The sequence below is a fragment of the Streptomyces sp. NPDC003284 genome (assembly GCF_053589675.1).
In genome coordinates, this window is sequence record NZ_JBSFSI010000022.1 from 76,392 (window position 1) to 98,273 (window position 21,882).

Genomic DNA, 21,882 nt, shown 5'->3' on the forward strand with positions numbered 1-21,882 from the left:
CCTGGAGGAGAGCCATCGTGCCTCGTACCGTCAGGGACGTCGTCTTCGTCGACGGCGTCCGCACCCCGTTCGGCAAGGCGGGCCCGAAGGGCATCTACCACGAGACCCGCGCCGACGACCTCGTCGTGAAGGCGATCCGGGAGCTGCTGCGCCGCAACCCCGGGCTCGACCCGAAGAAGGTCGACGAGGTCGCCGTCGCCGCGACCACGCAGATCGGCGACCAGGGCCTGACCATCGGGCGCACGGCGGGCATCCTGGCGGGTCTGCCCACCTCGGTGCCCGGCTACTCGATCGACCGCATGTGCGCGGGCGCGCTGACCGCCGTGACCACGGTGGCCGGCTCGGTCGCCTTCGGCGCGTACGACGTGGCCATCGCGGGCGGGGTCGAGCACATGGGCCGCCACCCGATGGGCGAGGGCGTCGACCCCAACCCGCGCTTCGTCAGCGAGAAGCTGGTCGACGAGTCCGCGCTGTTCATGGGCATGACCGCGGAGAACCTGCACGACCGGTACCCGGGCATCACCAAGCTGCGCGCCGACGAGTACGCGGTGCGCTCCCAGGAGAAGGCCGCCAAGGCGTACGCGAACGGGAAGATCCAGGCCGACCTGGTGCCGGTCTCGGTGCGCCGCACCAGCCCCGAGGCCGGCGAGACCGGCTGGGGTCTCGTCACCGCCGACGAGCCGATGCGTCCGGGCACCACCCTGGAGAACCTGGCCGGACTCAAGACCCCGTTCCGGGTGCACGGCCGGGTCACCGCGGGCAACGCGGCCGGTCTGAACGACGGTGCCACCGCCTCCGTGATCGCCAGCGAGGAGTTCGCCCGCGCGAACGGCCTGCCGGTCAAGATGCGCCTGGTCTCCTACGCCTTCGCGGGCGTGGAGCCCGAGGTCATGGGCTACGGCCCGATCCCGGCGACCGAGAAGGCGCTCGCCAAGGCCGGTCTGTCCATCTCCGACATCGGCCTGTTCGAGATCAACGAGGCCTTCGCCGTGCAGGTGCTGGCCTTCCTGGAGCACTACGGCATCGCGGACGACGACGCGCGCGTCAACCAGTACGGCGGCGCCATCGCCTTCGGTCACCCGCTCGCCTCCTCCGGTGTCCGGCTGATGACGCAGCTGGCCCGCCAGTTCGAGGAGCAGCCGCACGTCCGCTACGGCCTGACCACGATGTGCGTCGGCTTCGGCATGGGCGCGACGGTCATCTGGGAGAACCCGCACTTCGAGAGCGCTGCCGGAGGCGACAAGTGAGCACCACCACCGAACTCCTGAAGGGCGCGGCGGAGCTGTTCCCGGGCGAGGTCGTCACCCAGGCGCACGTACGCCACTTCGACCTGCCGCTGGGTGCGGGCCGCTTCGCGCTCATCACCCTGGACAACGGCCTGGACCACACCAAGCCGACCACCTTCGGACCGGCCTCGCTGGCGAACCTGGACGCCGCGATCGACCAGGTCGAGAAGGAGGCCGCGGACGGCGCCCTCGTCGGCGTCGGCATCACCGGCAAGCCGTTCATCTTCGCGGTCGGCGCCGACCTCAAGGGCGTCGAGCTGCTGGAGCGGCACGAGGACGCGCTGGCCATCGGCAGGGGCGGCCACGAGGTCTTCAAGCGGCTGGCGAAGCTGGCCGTGCCGACCTTCGCGTACTACAACGGCGCGGCCATGGGCGGCGGTGTCGAGGTCGGTCTGCACTGCACCTACCGCACGGTGTCCGCCGCGCTGCCGGCGTTCTCGCTGCCGGAGGTCTTCCTCGGTCTGGTGCCCGGCTGGGGCGGCTGCACCCTGCTGCCGAACCTGATCGGCGCGGACAACGCGGTCACGGTCGTCATCGAGAACAGCCTCAACCAGAACCGGCAGCTCAAGGGCAAGCAGGTCTACGAACTCGGCATCGCGGACGCGCTGTTCGAGGGCGCCGACTTCCTGGAGCAGTCGCTGATCTGGACGGCGTCCGTCCTCAAGGGCGAGATCGCCGTGGAGCGTCCCGCGGTCGACCGCGGCGAGGCGTGGGACCAGGCCGTCGCGCGCGGCCGGGCCATCGCCGACTCCAAGGTGCACGGCGCGGCCCCGGCCGCCTACCGCGCCCTGGAGATCGTCGCCGCCGCCAAGGACGGTGACCTCCAGGCCGGTTTCGACGCCGAGGACCGGGCCCTCGCGGACCTGATCATGGGCGGCGAACTGCGCGCCGGTATCTACTCGTTCAACCTGGTGCAGAAGCGCGGCAAGCGCCCCGCCGGTGCCCCGGACAAGAACCTGGCCCGGCCGGTGACCAAGGTCGGCGTGGTGGGCGCGGGCCTGATGGCCTCTCAGCTCGCCCTGCTCTTCCTGCGCCGTCTGGAGGTCCCGGTGGTCCTCACGGACATCGACCAGGACCGTATCGACAAGGGTGTGGGCTACGTCCACGCCGAGATCGACAAGCTGCTGGGCAAGGGCCGGATCAACCAGGACAAGGCCAACCGGCTCAAGGCGCTGGTGACCGGTGTCCTGGACAAGGCCGAGGGCTTCGCGGACGCCGACTTCGTCATCGAGGCGGTGTTCGAGGAGATGGGCGTCAAGCAGCAGGTGTTCGCCGAGGTCGAGGCGGTCGCCCCGGCGCACGCGATCCTCGCCACCAACACCTCGTCCCTGTCGGTGTCGGAGATGGCCTCGAAGCTGAAGAACCCGGAGCGGGTCGTCGGCTTCCACTTCTTCAACCCGGTCGCGATCCTGCCGCTGCTGGAGATCGTGCGCGGCGAGCGGACCGACGACGCCTCCCTGGCGACCGCGTTCGCGGTGGCCCGGAAGCTGAAGAAGACCGCGGTGCTGGTCAAGGACGCCCCGGCGTTCGTGGTCAACCGCATCCTGACCCGCTTCATGGGCGAGATCCAGAACGTCATCGACGAGGGCACCCCGGTGGAGGTGGCGGAGAAGGCGGTCGAGCCGCTCGGTCTGCCCATGTCCCCGCTGGTGCTGCTGGAGCTGGTCGGCCCGGCGATCGGCCTGCACGTCTCGGAGACCCTCAACCGGGCGTTCCCGGACCGCTTCACGGTCTCCCCGAACCTCAAGGCGGTCGTCGAGGCCGGCAAGCGCGGCTTCTACCTCTACGACAGCGGCAAGCCCGAGCTGGACCCCGAGGTCGCCGCGCTGCTCAGGCAGGGCGACACCGTCCTGACCGAGGAGCAGGTGCGGGCCCGGGTGCTCGACGCGGTCGCGCAGGAGATCGGGCTCATGCTGGAGGAGGGTGTCGTCGCCGAGGCGCAGGACATCGACCTGTGCCTGATCACCGGCGCGGGCTGGCCCTTCCACCTGGGCGGCATCACGCCGTACCTGGACCGCGAGGGCGTCAGCGAGCGGGTCAACGGCAAGCGGTTCCTGGCACCGGGCGTGGCGTCGGTCCCGGCGTGAGACGCGCACCACGGTGAGGAGGGCCCCCGCCGAGGCGGGGGCCCTCCGTCGTCAGGTCGTGCCGCGGAAGGCGGACTCACCCTCCGCCAGGGCGTGGTGGGGCTCCGGAGGCGTCCGCACGAGGAGCCGCCCGGCCGTCGCGGCGGTGGCGTGAGGAGGGCGTCAGGCCCGCGTCCACGGGCCCAGCGACAGGTCCGCTGCCTCGGTCTGCCGGGCCACCCTGAGCCGCCCGTCCGGACCGATCAGCGCGAGCACCACGCGTCCGCGCCCGTCCAACGCCAGCGCCGGGGCCCCCAGGGCGCGTTCACCGGTCGGTGACCACCGCACCCCGGCCTGCTCGTTCTCCGTGCCGCACACGGCGAACAGGACCTGCCAGTCCTGGTCGCGATGGGCCAGCACCGTGCAGTCGTAACCGGCCGGATCGGCGCGCAGCGCGCCGACCGGTTCGCCGTCCGGCGCGCCGCCGAGCGGGATCGCCGACCGGCCGGGCCGGTGCGCCACCAGACCGCCCCGGTCGGGCTCGGCCCAGTAGTACGTGGCGCGCTCCGGACCGGTCGGCAGCGCCGCCACCGTGCCGGGCGCCACCCGCAGCGAGACGTTCGGCTCCCGCCGGAACGCGCCGTCGGGGCTCTCCTGCTGCCAGCGCATGACGACGCCCTCACCGACGGCGAGGAGTTCGACCCGGCCGGAGTCGTGCACGACCGCGGCCATCCCGTCCTTCACCTGGCTGCCCTTGAGGTCCTGCCAGCCCTCCCACTTGCCGCTCGCGTCCTCCCGGCGCAGCATGACGCCGCCGCCCGCGTTGCGCGCGAAGACGTGGACCCGGCCCGAGCCGCTGACCGCGCCCGCGGGCGCACCGAAGCGGGCCGCCCTCTCCCGGTCCTGGTGCGCGTTGCCGAGCGAGCGCCACTCGGTGACCGGGCGGCCGGTCTGGTACTGGATCGCGTGGACGATGTCGACGGCCGGCGGCCCGTCGGCCCGGCGCACCTCGCGCCGGCCCAGGAAGTGCACGTACGCATCGGCTCCCTGAACGACCGTCAGGTGAGTGAGGCCGTCCACCGGGAAGAACTCCGGCGCCGACCACTGCGGTCCGCCCGGCCGCAGCTCGGTCCAGCGCAGCAGCCCGTCGCCGGTGCGTGCGTACGCCGTCAGCCTGCCGTCCTTGCCCAGCACGAGCCAGCGTCCGCCGACGGTGCGTCCCGCCGTGTGCCGTCCGGTGCTCGCATGCTCCCCCGGCGCCTCGGCTCTGCCGCGGGCGGCGGCGCGCCCGGATCTGGTCCGCATGAGGTGACCTGGCCCCTTCCCTGACGTGACCTCGGCGCGGGCTGATCCGCCTGTCCCGAACCCGTGTTGCGGGCGGCCGAGCTGGCTCATCATAGGCGAGCGCGGATGCGCGTCTCACGGCGGCCGGTCGCACCGGCCCGCGCACTCGGGGCCCATGTCGGCGGCCCGCAGCTCGGCGCGCCCGGACCGACTGCCCGTGAGGCGGCGGGAGCGTCCTGCCGTCGTGGCAGGCTGGCCGGGTGGAGGCCGAGGAAGGCGGGCGGCGTATGGCGGATGACGGGAGCGGCGGGGTGTCCCCCCTGCTGCTGGTCGTGGACGGGGCCAATGTCGTGGGGTCCGTGCCGGACGGCTGGTGGCGCGACCGGCGCGGGGCCGCCGAGCGGCTGCGGGACCGGCTGGCGGGGTACGCGGGTCCGGGGCTGCCCGGACATCCCGGGCCGCTGGAGATCGTGCTGGTGGTCGAGGGCGCCGCGCGGGGCGTGGAGTCCGTCCCCGGGGTGCGGGTGGAGGCGGCGCCCGGCAGCGGCGACGACCTGGTGGTGGCGCTGGCCGAAGGGGCCGCGGGCCGCCGGGTGCTGGTGGTGACGGCGGACCGGGAGCTGCGCCGCCGGGTGGCGGAGCGGGGCGCCGAGGTCGCCGGTCCGCGTACGGTACGGGGCTGAGCCGCGCCCGCGCGGGCGGGGCTACGGAGTCCCGCCGGGAGTTCCGCCGCCGGGCGGGGCGTCCGCCGCGGCGCGGGTGCGCTGGGCGAGGCGGCTGTGCGAGCGGCCGTAGAGGAAGTAGACGACGAAGCCGATCGCCATCCACACGGCGAACCGCAGCCAGGTCTCGGCGGGCAGGTTCAGCATCAGCCACAGCGAGGCGAGCACGGAGACGACCGGCACGAAGGGCACCAGCGGGGTGCGGAAGGCGCGGTGCAGATCGGGGCGGGTCCTGCGGAGGATGATCACGCTCAGCGCGACGACGATGAAGGCGAACAGAGTACCGATGTTCACCAGTTCGGCCAGCTCGCTCAGGCTGGTGAAGCCCGCCACGATCGCGATGATCACGCCGAGCAGGATGGTCGGCCGGTAGGGGGTGCGGAAGCGCGGGTGGGTGTGCGAGAAGAAGCGGGGCAGCAGACCGTCGCGGCTCATCGCGAAGAACACCCGGGCCTGCCCGAGCAGCAGGATCATGCAGACCGTGGTCAGGCCGATCGCGGCGCCGAAGCTGATCAGTCCGGCGAACCAGGGGTGCCCGGTGGACTTGAACGCGTCGGCGAGCGGCGCGTCCACGGACAGCTTGCTGTACTTCTGCATGCCGGTGACCACGATGGACACGGCCACGTACAGCGCGGTGCAGATGACCAGTGAGCCGAGGATGCCGCGCGGCACGTCGCGCTGCGGATTGCGGGTCTCCTCGGCCGCCGTGGCGACCACGTCGAAGCCGATGAAGGCGAAGAAGACCACGGAGGCGGCGGTGAAGATGCCCATCACGCCGAAGTCCGAGGGCGCCCAGCCGAACATGAGCTGGACCAGCGGGGCCTGGAGGTTGCCGCCCGCCGTGACCGGCCGGGCCTTCGGGATGAACGGGTCGTAGTTGCCGCCCTTGACGAAGAAGGCACCCGCGATGATCACCACGAGCACCACCGCCACCTTGATCGCGACGACGACCGTGGTGACCCGTGCGGAGAGCTTCATGCCGACCACGAGGATGGCCGTGAGGGCCAGGACCAGGACGGCGGCGAGGATGTCGAAGCCGAAGCCGGAGGCGGCGTCCCGGCCGCCGAGGTAGGCGGGCAGGTGCCAGCCCGCGTTGTCCAGCAGCGAGTGGATGTAGCCGGACCAGCCGACGGCCACCACCGCCGTGCCGAGCGCGAGTTCCAGCACCAGGTCCCAGCCGATGATCCAGGCCGGGAACTCGCCGAGCGAGGCGTAGGAGAAGGTGTACGCCGATCCGGCGACCGGGACCGTGGAGGCGAACTCGGCGTAGCACAGCGCGGCGAGCGCGCACACCACTCCGGCCACCACGAACGACAGCGACACGGCCGGTCCCGCGGTGTTGCGGGCGGCCGTGCCGGTGAGGACGAAGATGCCGGTGCCGATGATGACGCCGACGCCGAAGACGGTCAGGTCGAGGGCGGACAGCGACTTGCGCAGCGCGTGCTCGGGTTCCTCGGTGTCCTGGATCGACTGCTCGATGTTCTTCGTCCGGAACAGCGAATCGGTCACGGGCCTACCTCCCACGCTGCTCGCCTCGACCTGGCTCGACGTGATCGAGAGGGCTGGGGACGCGCATGCCCCCGCACTGGCAGGTTCACTCAGAAGGACCGGTTCCGCCACCTGTGGGAGGGTGACGGAACCGGTCCTTCCGGTGTGCGCGGGGTGTGGGTGCCCGCCGGTCAGTCGCGGGCGGGCTGCACCGCCTGGTCGACGTCGGCGGCCGTCCGCGCGAAGCGGCCGTCCAGCTCGGAGACCAGGCCGGTCACCTGGCGGGCGATGTCGGGCGCGGTCAGGCCGATCTCCGCCATGACCTCGGCGCGCGAGGCGTGGTCGAGGAAGCGCGGCGGGATGCCGAAGTCACGCAGCGGTACGTCGACGCCCGCGTCGCGCAGCGCCTGGGCGATCGTGGAGCCGACACCGCCGACGCGGGAGTTGTCCTCGACGGTGACGACCACGCGGTGCCGCTCCGCCAGCGGGGCCATGGCCTCGTCGACGGGCTTGACCCAGCGCGGGTCGACGACCGTCGTGGAGATGCCCTGCTTGTCCAGCAGCGCCGCGATCTCCAGGCACATCGGGGCGAGCGCGCCGACGGAGACGAGCAGCACGTCGGGGGTGGCGGTGCCGGGCTCGCGCAGCACGTCCATGCCGCCCACCCGGCCCACGGCGGGCACGGCGGGGCCGACGGCGCCCTTGGAGAAGCGGACCACGGTGGGCGCGTCGTCGACCGCGACGGCCTCGCGGAGCTGGGCGCGGACCTGGTCGGCGTCGCGCGGGGCGGCCAGCCGGAGGCCGGGCACGACCTGGAGGATCGACATGTCCCACATGCCGTTGTGGGAGGCGCCGTCGGTGCCGGTGACCCCGGCCCGGTCCAGGACGAAGGTGACGCCGCACTTGTGCAGGGCCACGTCCATCAGCACCTGGTCGAAGGCACGGTTGAGGAAGGTGGCGTAGACCGCGAAGACCGGGTGCACGCCCGCGTGGGCAAGGCCGGCGGCGGAGACGGCGCCGTGCTGCTCGGCGATGCCGACGTCGTAGACCCGGTCGGGGAAGGCCTTGGCGAACTTGTCCAGGCCGACCGGCTGGAGCATGGCCGCCGTGATGGCGACGATGTCCTCGCGCTCCTTGCCGAGCCTGACCATCTCCTCGCCGAAGACGGAGGTCCAGTCGGCGCCGGAGGCGGCGATCGGCAGGCCCGTGTCCGGGTGGATCTTGCCGACGGCGTGGAAACGGTCGGCCTCGTCCTGGAGGGCGGGCTGGTAGCCGCGGCCCTTCTCGGTGAGGCAGTGCACGATGACCGGGCCGCCGAAGCGCTTGGCGCGCGTCAGCGCGGACTCCAGGGCCTCGATGTCATGGCCGTCGATCGGGCCGACGTACTTGAGGCCCAGGTCCTCGAACATGCCCTGCGGGGTGATGAAGTCCTTCAGGCCCTTCTTGGCGCCGTGCAGCGTCTCGTACAGCGGGCGGCCGACGACCGGGGTGCGCTCCAGGACCTCGCGGGTGCGGGCGAGGAAGCGCTCGTAGCCGTCGGTGGTGCGCAGGGTGGCCAGGTGGTCGGCGAGGCCGCCGATGGTGGGCGCGTAGGAGCGCTCGTTGTCGTTGACGACGATGACGAGCGGGCGGTCCTTGGCGGCGGCGATGTTGTTCAGCGCCTCCCAGGCCATGCCGCCGGTCAGGGCGCCGTCGCCGATGACGGCGGCGACGTGGCTGTCGCGCCGCAGGATCTGGTTGCCCTTGGCGATGCCGTCGGCCCAGCCGAGCACCGTGGAGGCGTGGCTGTTCTCGATGACGTCGTGCTCGGACTCGGCCTGCGCGGGGTAGCCGGACAGGCCGCCCTTCATCTTCAGCCGGGAGAAGTCCTGACGGCCGGTGAGCAGCTTGTGCACATAGGACTGGTGGCCGGTGTCCCAGAGCACCTTGTCCTTCGGCGAGTGGAAGACCCGGTGCAGGGCGATGGTCAGCTCCACCACACCGAGGTTGGGGCCGAGGTGACCGCCGGTCTTGGACACGGCGTCGACCAGGAAGGTCCGGATCTCCTCCGCCAGCTGGTCCAGCTCCTCCATGCTGAGCCGGTCCAGATCGCGCGGTCCCCTGATGCGGGTCAGCAGCGGCACCCGTGCCTCCTTGCAGTAGAGCTGATCGAGCTGTTGCCGGGCTTGTCGAGTCTAATGTTCCGCTCCGGCGCCCTGCGGCCGGGCGGTGCGTCGTAGGTCACGCGAACGGCTGTACCCCGGCCGGGGCCGTTCCATGGCTGGGTTCCCCCGACGACTGTGCCCGGCACCGCAGGGGTGCCGGGCACAGGTGTTCGGGTCGGTCGCGGTCAGGCGCGGCCGGCCGTCTTCTGGGTCTTGCGGGTGACCGAGTCGATGACGACGGTGGCCAGCAGGACCGCCGCGGTGATCATGTACTTCACCGGCTCGGCGATGGACTCCAGCTGGAGGCCGTACTGGATCGAGACGATGACGAGGACACCGAGGAGCGCGTTCCAGGTGCGCCCGCGGCCGCCGAAGAGGGACGTGCCGCCGATGACGGCCGCCGCGATGGCGTTCATCAGCAGGTCACCGGTGCCGGCGCTCTGGTTGGCCGAGGCGATCTTGGAGGCCAGGAAGAGGCCGCCGATCGCGGCGAAGCCGCCCGAGATGCCGAACACGGAGATCCGGATGGCGGTGACGTTGATGCCCGCGCGGCGGGACGCCTCGACGCTGCCGCCGAGCGCGAAGATCTTCCGGCCGAAGGCGGTGCGGCGCAGCAGGAAGTCGGTGCCGATCAGGAACACCAGGAAGATCACCGTGGCCAGCGGCAGCCCCTTGTACTGGTTGTACATGAAGGCGGCGGCGAAGGAGATCACGGCGAGCAGCACGGTGCGCAGGACGGTGTCGCTGAGCGGGCGGGAGGGGATGCCCGCGGCCTCCCGGCGGCGGTTGCCGAGGAAGGAGGTGACGAAGAACACCACGACCACGATCAGGGCCAGCCCGTAGGCGGCGGCCACGTCCGCGAAGAAGTACGTCGTCAGCTTGCCGATCAGGCCGTCGCTGTCGAGGTTGATGGTGCCCTGGGCGCCCAGGATCTTGAGCATGAAGCCGAGCCAGAACAGCAGGCCGGCCAGGGTCACGGCGAAGGCGGGGGCGCCCAGCACCGCGAAGAAGAAGCCGTGGGCCGCGCCGATGGCCGCGCCCGCGGCGACGGCGATGAGCACGGCGGCCCACTCGGGCCAGCCCTGGTTGACCGCGAGGACGGCGGCCAGGGCGCTGCCCGCGCCGCTGACGGAGCCGACCGACAGGTCGATCTCGCCGAGCAGCAGCACGAAGACGATGCCGACGGAGATCATGCCCGTGCCGACCATCGTGACGGTGATGTCGCTCAGGTTCTGCGCGGACAGGAACTGCGAGTTGAGGCTCTGGAAGACGACGCAGATGATGATCAGGCCGAGGATGACCGGGAGCGAGCCCAGTTCACCGGCCTTCATCTTGCGCTTGAACTCGCCGAAGTAGCCGGCCAGTCCCTGCTCGCGCACCAGGAGGCGCGGGTCGACGGCGGTCACCGCCGCGGCCGCGGCCTCGGTGTTCTCCACGCTCGGCCCGTCCTGCGCGGTGGCGGAGGTCTTGTCGATGCTCACTTGGATACCTCCCCGTTCGCGCGCGCCGCACGGCGGGTCACGGCGTTGTCGGTGGCGCCGGTGATGGCGGAGATGATCTCCTCCTGCGAGGTCGTCCTGACCTCGAAGACACCGTTGTTGCGGCCCAGGCGAAGGACGGCGACCTTGTCCGCCACGGCCTTCACATCGGCCATGTTGTGGCTGATCAGGATGACGGCGTGGCCGCGCTCGCGCAGCCGCTCGACGAGGTCGAGCACCTGGGCGGTCTGCTCGACGCCGAGGGCGGCGGTGGGCTCGTCCAGGATGACCAGCTTGGGCTCGCCGAGCATGGAGCGGGCGATGGCCACGACCTGGCGCTGGCCGCCGGAGAGCGAGGCGATCGGGATGCGCACGCTCGGGATGCGGATCGACAGGGTGCGCAGCAGCTCCTGGGAGCGGCGCTCCATCTCGACCTCGTCGAGCACGCCGAACCGTTTCAGTTCGCGGCCCAGGTAGAGGTTGCCGACGACGTCGATGTTGTCGCACAGCGCGAGGTCCTGGTAGACGGTCGCGATGCCGAGGCTCTGGGCGTCGTGCGGCTTGCCGATCTGGACGGGCCTGCCGTCCCACTCGATGGCGCCCTCGTCGATCGGGTGGACGCCGGCGATCGTCTTGACCAGCGTGGACTTTCCGGCGCCGTTGTCGCCGACCAGGGCGACCACCTCACCGGCGTGGACCTCAAGCTCTACGTCGGTGAGCGCCTGAACGGCACCGAACCGCTTGGAGACCCCGCGCAACGCCAGCACGGGCGTAGCGGACACGTGAACCATCTCCTTCGCCGCCTGACCCGGCGGGAGGTTGTGCAGAAGTTTGGGGGGAGGATGTTCCGTCCGGCGCCCCGCGCCGAGCTTGCGGGGCTGAATGGCGCGCGGGGCGCCGGCGGAGCCATGGGGCGGCCGCGGTCCGTGCGGGAGGTCGCTGGCGACTCCCGCGGCGGACCGGTGCGGGCCGCTCGACGGCGGTCCGGTGGGACCCGCGGTGCGCGGTCCCGGCCGGGCCGCCTACTTGACGCCGTACTTGTCGCAGTCGGCCTTGTACTTGCCGGTGCAGATCTGGGCGGCGGTGTAGAAGCCCTCCTTGATGACCGTCTCGTTGACGTTGTCCTTGGTCAGCGAGATGACCGGGACCAGCAGCGCCGGGACGTTCTTGGCGCTGTCGCTGTCGACCTTGGTCTTGGCGATCGAGTCCAGGCTGGTGCCCTTGGCGAGGGCGACCGCCATCTCGGCGGCGACGTTCGCCTCGGTCGGGTAGGACTTGAAGATGCTCATGTTCTGCTCGCCCGCGAGGATGCGCTGCACACCGGCGAGTTCGGCGTCCTGGCCGGTGACCGGGACGCTGATGCCCGCGGCCTTCAGGGCGGTGATGGCGCCGCCGGCCATGCCGTCGTTGGCGGAGTAGACGCCCGCGATGTTCTTGGCGCCGATCGCGGAGATCGCCGCCTCCATCTCGGAGTTGGCGTTGTCCGGCGACCACTCCTTGGTGTCGTACTCCTTGGCGATGGTCACCTTGCCGTCGAGCGCGGAGTGGGCGCCCTTCTTGAACTGGGCGGCGTTCGGGTCGGTCACCGAGCCGTTGATCATGACGATCTTGCTCGCCTTGGTGGCCTTGTCGCCCAGCGCCTTCAGCAGCGCCTCGCCCTGCGCCTTGCCGACCTCTTCGTTGTCGAAGGTGGTGAAGGCGTCGATCGGGCCCTCGGCCAGGCGGTCGTAGGCGACGACCTTGATGCCCTGGTCCTTGGCCTTCTGGATGGAGTTCTTGATGGCCTTGGCGTCCACCGCGTCCACGATGAGCACGTCCACCTTGTTGGTGATCATCGTGTCGACCTGCTGGCTCTGCAGGTTCGCGTTCTGCTGGGCGTTGTTGTAGAAGACCTTGCCCTTGTTGTTCGTCAGCTCCGCGACCTTCTTCTCGATCAGGGGCTTGTCGAACTGCTCGTAACGAGCGGTCTTGTTCTCCGGCAGCAGCAGGCCGACCTTGATGTCGTCGCCCTTCTTGGCCGCGGGGGCGGACGACGAGGTGTCCTTGTCCTTGGACTCCTTGGCACTGCCACAGGCGGCGAGCGAGACGGCCATGGCACCAGCGGCAACGGCGAAGGCCGCACGACGCATACGCGTGTTCACTTCCTCAAACCTCCCTGACGAGGCCGCGTCGTTGCGGCCGAGGTGGCTGGAAGTCAACTCGGCCGCACGTGCGACGTCAAGAAGTAAATCCTTAACGAGATGGCAACGGTGCCATACGTTCTCTAAGTGAAGGCAGGGGTCGCCGCGGTCAGGGTTCCGTCCAAAAGGGTCGAATCCCCCATCTCGCTGAGCGCCAGCGCGAGGGCGCCCAGCACCTCCGCACGGCCGCCGAGTGCCCCGGGAAGCACGGACAGTTGACGCGCGGCGCTGGGGATGGCGTAGCGGCCCACGGACTCCCGGATGGGGCCGAGCACCAGCTCGCCCGCCTCCGCGAGATCGCCGCCGAGGACCACCCGGCTCGGGTTGAGCAGATTGCAGAGATTGGCCACCCCGCTGCCGATGTGCCGGCCGACGTCGGCGATCACCCGGCGGCAGCCCGGGTCGCCGTCCCGGGCCAGCCGCACCACGCCCTCCATGGTCAGCTCGGTGCCGTGGCTCGGCTGGAGCAGCGGCAGCACGTAGCGGGCCGCGGTGAAGGTCTCCAGGCAGCCGCGGTTGCCGCAGCGGCAGACCGGTCCCGACTCGTCGAGCGTGATGTGCCCGATCTCGCCGGCGGTGCCGCCGGGGCCGCGGTAGATCTTGCCGTTGATCACCAGACCGGCGCCCACACCGCTGGCGATCTTGATGTACGCCAGGTCGCGCACCCCGCGCCCGCTGCCCCAGACCAGCTCGCCGAGGGCGCCGAGGTTGGCGTCGTTGTCCACGTGCACCGGGACGCCTAGGCGCCCGCGCAGCTCCTCGGCGGGCTTGATGCCGCCCCAGCCCGGCAGGATCGCGGTGGAGCCCAGCGTGCCGGACTCCACGTCGATCGGTCCGGGCACGCCGAGGCCCACCCCGGCGATCTTGGCGCGGTCCACCCCGGTCGCCGTGATCAGCCGGCTGACCAGCTCCTCGGCCCGGTCGAAGCCCTCGCTGGAGGAGGCGTCCACGTCCAGTGGCTCGGACTCCTCGGCGAGCACCTGGTGGGCCAGGTTCCCGATCGCGACCCGCAAATGGGTGTGCCCGAAGTCGACCCCTATGACGATCCCGGCGTCTCCGCTCAGGGAGACGCTGCGGGCCCGGCGCCCGCCCGCTGACGTGGGGGTGACCTGGACCGTCCCCCCGTCCTTCAGCTCCCGCACGATGTTGGAGACCGTCGCCGCGGACAGACCCGTGGTCCGCGCGATCTCCGCCTGGGTGAGGGATCCGGCAAGACGCACGGCACGTACGACCCGCTCCAGGTTGGCTCGGTGCAGCGACGACTGCGACCCTGGAGTCTCCACGACGACCTCCTGAGCGCGGGGCCGCTTCGGCGAGGCCCCGTCCATGTCCAACAAGTGAACTCTAAGATGAGCCGTTCGGGTCGCCTCCCGTCAAGAGGTTGAACCGTTTCAGGGGCCACGGAGAACGACGCTGGCATGCACAGGACAGCACGTCAGGGCACCGGGAATCGGCTCGCGGACATGCACAGGACCGCCCCCGGCATATCGCCGGGGGCGGTCCTGGAGCGGCGGGGCCTCGCGGCCCCCGAAACTATTTCAGCGCACCTGCGGTGAGCCCCTGCACCACCTGTCGCTGGAAGATGATGTACGCCGCCAGCACCGGCAGCATCGCCATCACCAGACCCGCGAAAAGGCCCGACCAGTCACCCTTGTAACCCTGGCTGACGGCCAGCTGGACCAGGCCCTGGGTGAGAACGCGTTTGTCCGGGTCGGTGTTCAGCACGGTCGGCAGGATGTACTGGTTCCACTGCCCCAGGAAATTGAAGATCCCGACGCTGATCAGGCCGGGCTTCGCCATCGGCAGCATGATCTGGAAGAACGTCCGGGTGTGCGAGGCGCCGTCCACGAAGGCGGCCTCGGCCACCGAACTGGGCAGCGACCGGAAGAACGCCGTCAGGAAGAACACCGTGAAGGGCAGCGAATAGGCGATATAGACCAGGATCAGCCCGTGGATGGTGTTCAGCAGCCCCATGTTGTTCACGACATAGAACAGCGGGACCAGCGCCAGAATGACCGGGAAACTCATGCCGGCGATGAACAGGTAATAGATGAACCGGTTGCCCGGGAATTCGAAGCGGGCCAGTACGTAGGCCGCCATCGAGCCGAGCACCAGCGTGCCCACGAGCGAGCCGCCGACCACCAGGACGGTGTTCAGGAAGTAGTCGCTCATATGGGCGTCGTTCCACGCCCGGGACCAGTTGTCGAAGTGCAGCTTGTCGGGCAGCGCCCAGGGCGAGCTGAAGATGGCCCCGTCGGACTTGAAGGAGGTCATCACCGCCCACACCAGCGGCAGCACGACCATGATCGCCCAGATGATCAGGACCCCGTGCGAGAAGACGTTGAGGACACCGCCCTCCTTCTTCTGGCGGGGCTCCTTCTTCGCGCCGGGGGTGCCGGTCTTGGTGACGGCGACGCCGGACTCGGCCGGCACGGGGGCGGGGGTCTCGGTGGTTTCCATGCTCAGAACTCCAGCCGCTCGCGCCGGCCCAGCTTCATCACGAGGGCCGAGAAGGCCAGCGTGACGACGAGCAGGGCGACGCCGATCGTGGTGGCGTAGGCGGCCTGACCGTCACGGAACGCCTTCTGGTACACGTACAGGACCATGACGGTGGTCGAGTAGTCGGGGCCGCCGGGGCCGGTCGTCATGATCTGCACGACGGCGAAGGACTCCGCGCCGAGCGCGAGGATGCCCATGTAGACCCAGCCGGACTGCACGGTGTCCCACAGCAGCGGCAGGGTGATGCGGAAGAAGGTGGTGAAGCGGCTCGCGCCGTCCAGCAGCGCCGCCTCGTACAGGTCCGCCGGGATGGAGGCCATCGCCGCCGAGAAGAGCACCACGAAGAAGCCGGTGGTCGACCAGACGAGCACGGCCATGACGCACCACAGGGCCAGGTTCGGATCGCCCAGCCACAGCGGCTGGAGGCTGCCGAGCCCGACCCCGCGCAGCAGGGAGTTGATCGCCCCGCTGTCCGGGTTGTACGCGAAGGCGAAGAGCAGGGCGACGATGGCGATCGACAGCACCTGCGGGAAGAAGTAGACGATCTTGTAGAAGGAGGAGCCGCGGACACCGCTGATCGCCGGTCCGCCCCTCCTGCGCCGCCCGCCGACATTGATCATGAAGGAGAAGAACAGCGCCAGCCCGATCGTCACCACCGGCAGTACCAGGGCGAACACCAGGCTGTGCTGCAACGACTTCCAGAAGATCTCGTCGTCGAACATCCGCTTGTAGTTGTCGACGCCGACCATCTTGAAGTCGGGACTCAGGCCCGTCCAGTCCGTGAACGAGTAGTAGATGGACTGGATGAACGGCCAGACGACGAAGAGCGCGTACAGCCCCAGGGGTACCACCAGGAACCCCACGATGAACCGGTACTTGCCGTGCTGCATTGCTAGCGACCCCGATCTGAAGGGCGGGCGGTGCCGCCAGGGTCCGTCCGGCGGCCTGACCGACCGCCGGACGGACCCTGATGACGAGCCCTCACTGGTGCTTGTAGTGCTTGATCGACGTGTCCTTGGCGGCCTCGTCGGCGAAGCCCTGGATCTTCTTGATGGTCTCCGCCGGGGTGGCACGGCCGGCCATCATCTCGCCGAGACCGGACACACCGATCTTCTCCTTCTGGAGCTGCACGTACCAGTCCTGCATGCGCGGGTTCACCACATTGGTGCCCGCCTTCTCCAGCGCCGCCACACCCGACTTCAGACCGGGGGTCAGGTCGATGCCGGTGGTGCCGCCGTTGTACGCGGTCAGCGACTTCACCTTGGCGGTGAAGTTCTTGGAGGACGCCTCGCTGAGCATGATGCGCAGCTGCTCCATGCCGCCCTCGGTGTTCGCGGCCTTGGCCGGGACGATGAAGGGCTCGCCGCCGGAGGCCCAGATCGTGCCGAACGGCATCTTGTCGGAGCTGTCGAGGCCGGTGGGCGCGGAGACGGCGAGGTCGAAGTCCTTGGGGATGACGTTCGCCGACTCGTTCTCCACCCACGAGCCGTTCGGGATGAACAGCGCGTTGCCCTTGGCCCACGCGGTCTGCGACTGGATGTGGTCCAGACCAGGGGTGCCCTTGAGGATGAAGCCCTTCTTGTACAGCTCGTAGTACGCCTCGAAACAGGCCTTGACGGCCGGGTGCTTCCAGGCGTTCGGCTCCAGGTTGTCGATGGCGTCCAGGACGTCGCGGCCGCCGACCTTGCCGATCATCGGGTAGAGCGAGAACGGCAGGTAGTACGGATACTTGCCCGCGTAGGTCCAGCCGGCCATGCCCTTGGCCTTGGCCTTGGTGCAGACCTTGATCATCTCGTCCCAGGTCTCCGGGTACTTCTCGTCCAGCGCGTCCAGCGCCTTCTGGGAGTACCAGACACCGTAGACGGTGTAGGCGTAGTAGAAGATCCAGACCGGCTTGCCGTCGAACTGGCCCATCTCGACGATGCCCGGCCGCAGCGTGTCACGGACCTTCTTGCTCGGGTCGTCGTAGGACGGCGCGTCCAGCAGCGGGGTGAGGTCCGCCAGCTGGTTCTTGCCGACCAGCACACCCATGTCCATCTGCTCGGCGCCGGAGTTGTCGATGAGGTCCGGCGGGTTGCCCTGGTTGAACCGGGGCTGGAGCGTCGACTGGATCTTCTGGGTGGTGGTGAACTTCACCTTCGCCTTCGGGAAGTTCTTCTGGTAGATCTCGGTCGCGTCCTTGGCGTACTCCGAGCCGAAGCCGCCGTCGAAGAGGACGAATTCCATCTGCGCGGTGTCGTTGACACCGAGCGGATTCTTCGCCGTCTTCTTGCCCGCCTTGGCCTTGTCCTGGCCGTCGCCACCGCCGCTGGCGCAGGCGGACAGGAAGCTCATCGCGGGCACGGACGCGAGTCCGAGGGCCGCGGACCTCTTGATGAGGGAACGGCGGCCGACGCCCCCGTGGTTCTCGGCGGAAGTGGATCCCATGCGCAAGTCCTCGCCTTCTCCAGGACTCAGGCGGTGAACCGGATCCTCCCCGGCACCGCGGTAGGCCAAGCTGGGTCATGCAAAAAGTACTTCGTTGCGTCATCCACCGGGAGCACTGGGAAAACAAGGAGGCCGACGTGTTTCGCACGTCAAACCACCTTTCCGGCTCCCCCGGCGGCCGCGGCCGAGCAGTCGAACGGCTTCGCGGACGCCGACAGGTATAGTCCACTTCAGGCGGACGGAGCAAGATCGAACGCAAGGTTCACTGTCGGTCTTTTCCGAGTTGAGACCTCACGGAAATATGAACCCCCTGTGGGGGTCCTTGACGGAAATATCCGGGACTTCACGCCCGAATGCCGCACCCAACACCCTTGACATCCCTGGCCACTTGACTCCCTACTGGTGCTTGCGCCGAATTTGACAACGTTGTCCGGCGCCAGAAGAACCAGGGAGGGTGCCCTCGTATGCAGCGCAGAGTACGGCACAGATGGAGTCCGGCGGTCGTGGTCACGGCCGCCTTCGCCTTGGCCGCGGGTTCCCAGGGGGCGGCGGTGGCCCTGCCGGGCAAGGCCCCGGCGGCGGACCGGGAGTTCACGTCCTCGTTCGAGTCCGGCGACCCGGCACCGGACTGGCTGAACACGGTCGACACCGGGCGGGACGGCGGCAAGCGCGCCTCGGGCGTGGACGGCGGCTACAGCACCGGTATCCCGGGCAATGTCGACGACCATGTCACCGGGCTGCGGGCCAGCGCCGAGAACAGCGGCTCGGGCGAGGTGAAGGAGAACCTGGTCGACGGCGAGCCGGGCACCAAATGGCTCGCGTTCGAATCCACCGGCTGGGTGGAGTTCGACCTCGACAAACCCATAAAAATCACTCGATACGCTCTCACTTCCGCCAATGACTACGGCGAGCGCGACCCGAAGGACTGGACGCTCCAGGGCTCCGCCGACGGCAAGGACTGGAAGACCGTCGACAGCCGCTCCGGGGAATCCTTCGCCCAGCGGCTCCAGACCAGGACCTACGACCTCGCCGCCCCGGCCGAGTACCAGCACTTCCGGCTCGACATCAGCAAGAACAACGGCGCCTCGGGCATACTCCAGCTCGCCGATGTGCAGTTCTCCACCGGCGACGACGGCGGGTCCACCCCGCCGGACATGCTCTCGCTGGCCGACCGCGGCCCCAGCGGCTCGCCGACCGCGAAGGCCGGCGCGGGCTACACCGGCACCCGGGCCCTGCGCTACGCCGGACGGCACACCGCCAAGGGCCGCGCCTACTCGTACAACAAGATCTTCGATGTGAACGTCAAGGTCACCCGGGACACCCAGCTGTCCTACCGCCTCTTCCCGTCGATGGCGGACGGCGACCGCGACTACGACGCCACGAACGTCTCCGTCGACCTCGCCTTCACCGACGGCACCTATCTGAGCCGTCTCGGCGCCACCGACCAGCACGGCTTCGCCCTGAGCCCGCAGGCGCAGGGCGCCGCCAAGACGCTCTACGTCAACCAGTGGAACAACGTCTCCTCGCGGATCGGGTCGGTCGCGGCCGGCAAGACCGTCGACCGCGTCCTGCTCGCCTACGACTCCCCCACCGGCCCGGCGAAGTTCCGCGGCTGGCTGGACGACGTGTCGATCAAGCAGGCCGCGCCCGAGCGCCCCGAGGCGCACCTGGCCGACTACGCGCTGACCACCCGCGGCACCAACTCCAGCGGCAGCTTCTCGCGCGGCAACAACTTCCCCGCGACCGCCGTGCCGCACGGCTTCAACTTCTGGACCCCGGTCACCAACGCGGGTTCGCAGAGCTGGCTGTACGAATACGCACGTGCGAACAACAGCGACAACCTGCCCACCATCCAGGCGTTCGCCGCCAGCCACGAGCCCAGCCCGTGGATGGGCGACCGGCAGACCTTCCAGGTGATGCCGTCGGCCGCGTCCGGCACCCCGGACACCGGCCGGGCCGCCCGCGCGCTGCCCTTCCGGCACGAGAAGGAGACCGCGCACCCCTACTACTACGGCGTCACCTTCGAGAACGGCGTCAAGGCCGAGATGGCCCCGACCGACCACGCGGCGGCGCTGCGCTTCACCTACCCCGGTGACGACGCCAGCGTCCTGTTCGACAACGTCACCGACCAGGCCGGTCTGACCCTGGACAAGGAGCACGGCGTCGTCACCGGCTTCTCGGACGTGAAGTCCGGGCTGTCCACCGGCGCCACCCGGCTCTTCGTCTACGGCGTCTTCGACAAGCCCGTCAAGGACGGCTCGTCCTCCGGCGTCAAGGGCTACCTCCGCTTCGACGCGGGCAAGAGCCGCAGCGTCACGCTGCGCCTGGCCACCTCGCTGATCAGCGTCGACCAGGCCAAGGACAACCTGCGCCAGGAGATCCCGGCGGGCACCTCCTTCGGCACGGTCGAGCAGCGCGCCCAGCGCACCTGGGACAAGCTGCTCGGCAAGGTCGAGGTCCAGGGCGCCACCCCGGACCAGCTGACCACGCTGTACTCCAGCATGTACCGGCTGTACCTGTACCCGAACTCGGGCTTCGAGAAGGTCGGCGGCAAGGACCGCTACGCCTCCCCGTTCTCGGCGATGACCGGCGAGGACACACCGACGCAGACCGGCGCCAAGATCGTCGACGGCAAGGTGTACGTCAACAACGGCTTCTGGGACACCTACCGCACCACCTGGCCCGCGTACTCGCTGCTGACGCCCTCGCAGGCCGGTGAGATGGTCGACGGGTTCGTGCAGGGCTACAAGGACGGCGGCTGGACCTCCCGCTGGTCCTCCCCCGGCTACGCCGACCTGATGACGGGCACCTCCTCGGACGTGGCGTTCGCGGACGCGTACGTCAAGGGCGTCCCCATGGACGCGAAGGCGGCGTACGACGCGGCCGTCAAGAACGCCACCGTGGTGCCCCCGTCCTCCGGGGTGGGCCGCAAGGGCATGAGCACCTCGCCCTTCCTCGGCTACACCAGCACCGCCACCGGTGAGGGCCTGTCCTGGGCCATGGAGGGCTACGTCAACGACTACGGCATCGCCAAGATGGGCGAGGCCCTCTACAAGAAGACCGGGCAGCAGCACTACAAGGACGAGGCGCAGTACTTCCTCAACCGCGCCCAGGACTACGTGAAGATGTTCGACCCGAAGGCCGGCTTCTTCCAGGGCAAGGACGCCAAGGGCAACTGGCGCGTCGACTCCGCGAAGTACGACCCGCGCGTGTGGGGCTACGACTACACGGAGACGAACGGCTGGGGCTACGCCTTCACCGCCCCGCAGGACAGCCGGGGCCTGGCCAACCTGTACGGCGGCCAGAAGGGCCTGGCGGACAAGCTCGACACGTACTTCGCCACCCCGGAGACGGCCACCTCCGAGTTCGCCGGCTCCTACGGCGGGATCATCCACGAGATGACCGAGGCGCGGGACGTGCGGATGGGCCAGTACGGCCACTCCAACCAGGTCGCCCACCACGTCACGTACATGTACGACGCGGCCGGGCAGCCCTGGAAGGCGCAGGAGAAGATCCGCGAGGTCCTCTCCCGGCTGTACGTGGGCAGTGAGATCGGCCAGGGCTACCACGGCGACGAGGACAACGGCGAGCAGTCGGCCTGGTACCTCTTCTCCTCGCTCGGCTTCTACCCGCTGGTCATGGGCAGCGGCGAGTACGCGATAGGCAGCCCGCTGTTCACGAAGGCGACCGTGCACCTGGAGAACGGCCACGACCTGGTCGTCAAGGCGCCGCGCAACAGCGCCCGGAACATCTATGTGCAGGGCGTCCGGTTCAACGGCAAGAAGTGGGACTCCACGAACCTGCCGCACTCGCTGCTGTCCAAGGGCGGGGTCCTGGAGTTCGACATGGGCCCGCGGCCCTCGAAGTGGGGCACCGGCAAGAACGCGGCGCCGGTGTCGATCACGACCGGCGACAAGGCGCCCGCCCCGCGCGCCGACGTGCTCAAGGGCGAGGGCGCGCTGTTCGACGACACCTCGGCCACGGACGCCACGGTGACCACGGTGGACCTGCCGGTGACCGGCGCCGCCAAGGCCGTCCAGTACACGCTGACCTCGTCGGGCGACCGCACGAAGGCGCCGAAGGGCTGGACGCTCCAGGCGTCGGCGGACGGCACGCACTTCAGGACGCTGGACCGGCGCTCGGGCGAGTCCTTCGCCTGGGACAAGCAGACCCGGCCGTTCACCATAGCCTCGCCGGGCACGTACCAGAAGTACCGGCTGGTGCTCGACGGTTCCGCGACGCTGGCGGAGGTGGAGCTGCTGGCCTGACGCGCACCCGGTGCGCGGCACAGCACAAGGGGCGGGTCCC

General features: G+C 69.8%; 14 protein-coding genes. 4 read left to right on the top strand and 10 right to left on the bottom strand.

What is annotated here, in order from left to right; genetic code table 11:
• The first annotated feature begins 17 nt into the window (after window positions 1-17).
• Window positions 18-1,247, top strand: a complete 1,230-nt coding sequence (locus tag ACWDYF_RS31890) for a thiolase family protein (RefSeq protein ID WP_018564427.1) — start codon at window positions 18-20, stop codon at window positions 1,245-1,247.
• Window positions 1,244-3,373, top strand: coding sequence for a 3-hydroxyacyl-CoA dehydrogenase NAD-binding domain-containing protein (locus ACWDYF_RS31895; RefSeq protein ID WP_389474494.1), 2,130 nt, complete (start codon window positions 1,244-1,246; stop codon window positions 3,371-3,373). Before ACWDYF_RS31890 ends, ACWDYF_RS31895 begins: the two co-directional genes overlap by 4 nt.
• 162 nt (window positions 3,374-3,535) lie before the next feature.
• On the opposite strand, the gene ACWDYF_RS31900 is transcribed toward ACWDYF_RS31895, so the two are convergent.
• On the bottom strand, window positions 3,536-4,657 hold the full coding sequence (locus ACWDYF_RS31900) for a hypothetical protein (RefSeq protein WP_389474496.1): 1,122 nt from the start codon (window positions 4,655-4,657) through the stop codon (window positions 3,536-3,538).
• A 266-nt stretch (window positions 4,658-4,923) separates the two neighbouring features.
• Here ACWDYF_RS31900 and ACWDYF_RS31905 point away from each other — a divergent pair, with 266 nt between their 5' ends.
• The gene (locus ACWDYF_RS31905) at window positions 4,924-5,319 is read left to right on the top strand and encodes an NYN domain-containing protein (protein ID WP_389474498.1); all 396 of its coding nucleotides are present in this window, start codon (window positions 4,924-4,926) and stop codon (window positions 5,317-5,319) included.
• 21 nt (window positions 5,320-5,340) lie between these two features.
• Here the strand turns inward: ACWDYF_RS31905 and ACWDYF_RS31910 are convergent, their stop codons facing one another.
• From ACWDYF_RS31910 to ngcE, 9 genes are all read right to left on the bottom strand, one after another.
• A complete protein-coding gene (locus ACWDYF_RS31910; RefSeq protein ID WP_381739762.1) occupies window positions 5,341-6,867 on the bottom strand; it encodes an amino acid permease in 1,527 nt (508 codons plus the stop codon).
• Between the two features lie 170 nt (window positions 6,868-7,037).
• Complete coding sequence (dxs, locus tag ACWDYF_RS31915) at window positions 7,038-8,969, bottom strand: 1-deoxy-D-xylulose-5-phosphate synthase (RefSeq protein WP_389474500.1); 1,932 nt, start codon at window positions 8,967-8,969, stop codon at window positions 7,038-7,040.
• Window positions 8,970-9,175: 206 nt separating this feature from the next.
• Window positions 9,176-10,471: a sugar ABC transporter permease gene (locus tag ACWDYF_RS31920; RefSeq protein ID WP_381739760.1), complete on the bottom strand. Its 1,296-nt coding sequence runs from the start codon at window positions 10,469-10,471 to the stop codon at window positions 9,176-9,178.
• Window positions 10,468-11,259, bottom strand: a complete 792-nt coding sequence (locus ACWDYF_RS31925; RefSeq protein WP_037872558.1) for an ATP-binding cassette domain-containing protein — start codon at window positions 11,257-11,259, stop codon at window positions 10,468-10,470. Before ACWDYF_RS31925 ends, ACWDYF_RS31920 begins: the two co-directional genes overlap by 4 nt.
• Window positions 11,260-11,490: 231 nt before the next feature.
• A complete protein-coding gene (locus ACWDYF_RS31930; RefSeq protein ID WP_381740339.1) occupies window positions 11,491-12,597 on the bottom strand; it encodes a sugar ABC transporter substrate-binding protein in 1,107 nt (368 codons plus the stop codon).
• A 134-nt stretch (window positions 12,598-12,731) separates the two neighbouring features.
• On the bottom strand, window positions 12,732-13,931 hold the full coding sequence (locus ACWDYF_RS31935; RefSeq protein WP_355479753.1) for an ROK family transcriptional regulator: 1,200 nt from the start codon (window positions 13,929-13,931) through the stop codon (window positions 12,732-12,734).
• 250 nt (window positions 13,932-14,181) lie between these two features.
• A complete protein-coding gene (locus ACWDYF_RS31940; protein WP_037889294.1) occupies window positions 14,182-15,108 on the bottom strand; it encodes a carbohydrate ABC transporter permease in 927 nt (308 codons plus the stop codon).
• 2 nt (window positions 15,109-15,110) lie between these two features.
• On the bottom strand, window positions 15,111-16,037 hold the full coding sequence (locus tag ACWDYF_RS31945) for a carbohydrate ABC transporter permease (RefSeq protein ID WP_018564439.1): 927 nt from the start codon (window positions 16,035-16,037) through the stop codon (window positions 15,111-15,113).
• 91 nt (window positions 16,038-16,128) lie between these two features.
• Complete coding sequence (gene ngcE / locus ACWDYF_RS31950) at window positions 16,129-17,574, bottom strand: N-acetylglucosamine/diacetylchitobiose ABC transporter substrate-binding protein (RefSeq protein WP_381739757.1); 1,446 nt, start codon at window positions 17,572-17,574, stop codon at window positions 16,129-16,131.
• A gap of 464 nt (window positions 17,575-18,038) precedes the next feature.
• On the opposite strand from ngcE, the gene ACWDYF_RS31955 reads away from it, so the two are divergent.
• Window positions 18,039-21,842 (top strand): GH92 family glycosyl hydrolase, encoded by a 3,804-nt coding sequence (locus ACWDYF_RS31955; protein ID WP_389474506.1) that lies wholly within the window; start codon window positions 18,039-18,041, stop codon window positions 21,840-21,842.
• Window positions 21,843-21,882 lie beyond the last annotated feature (40 nt).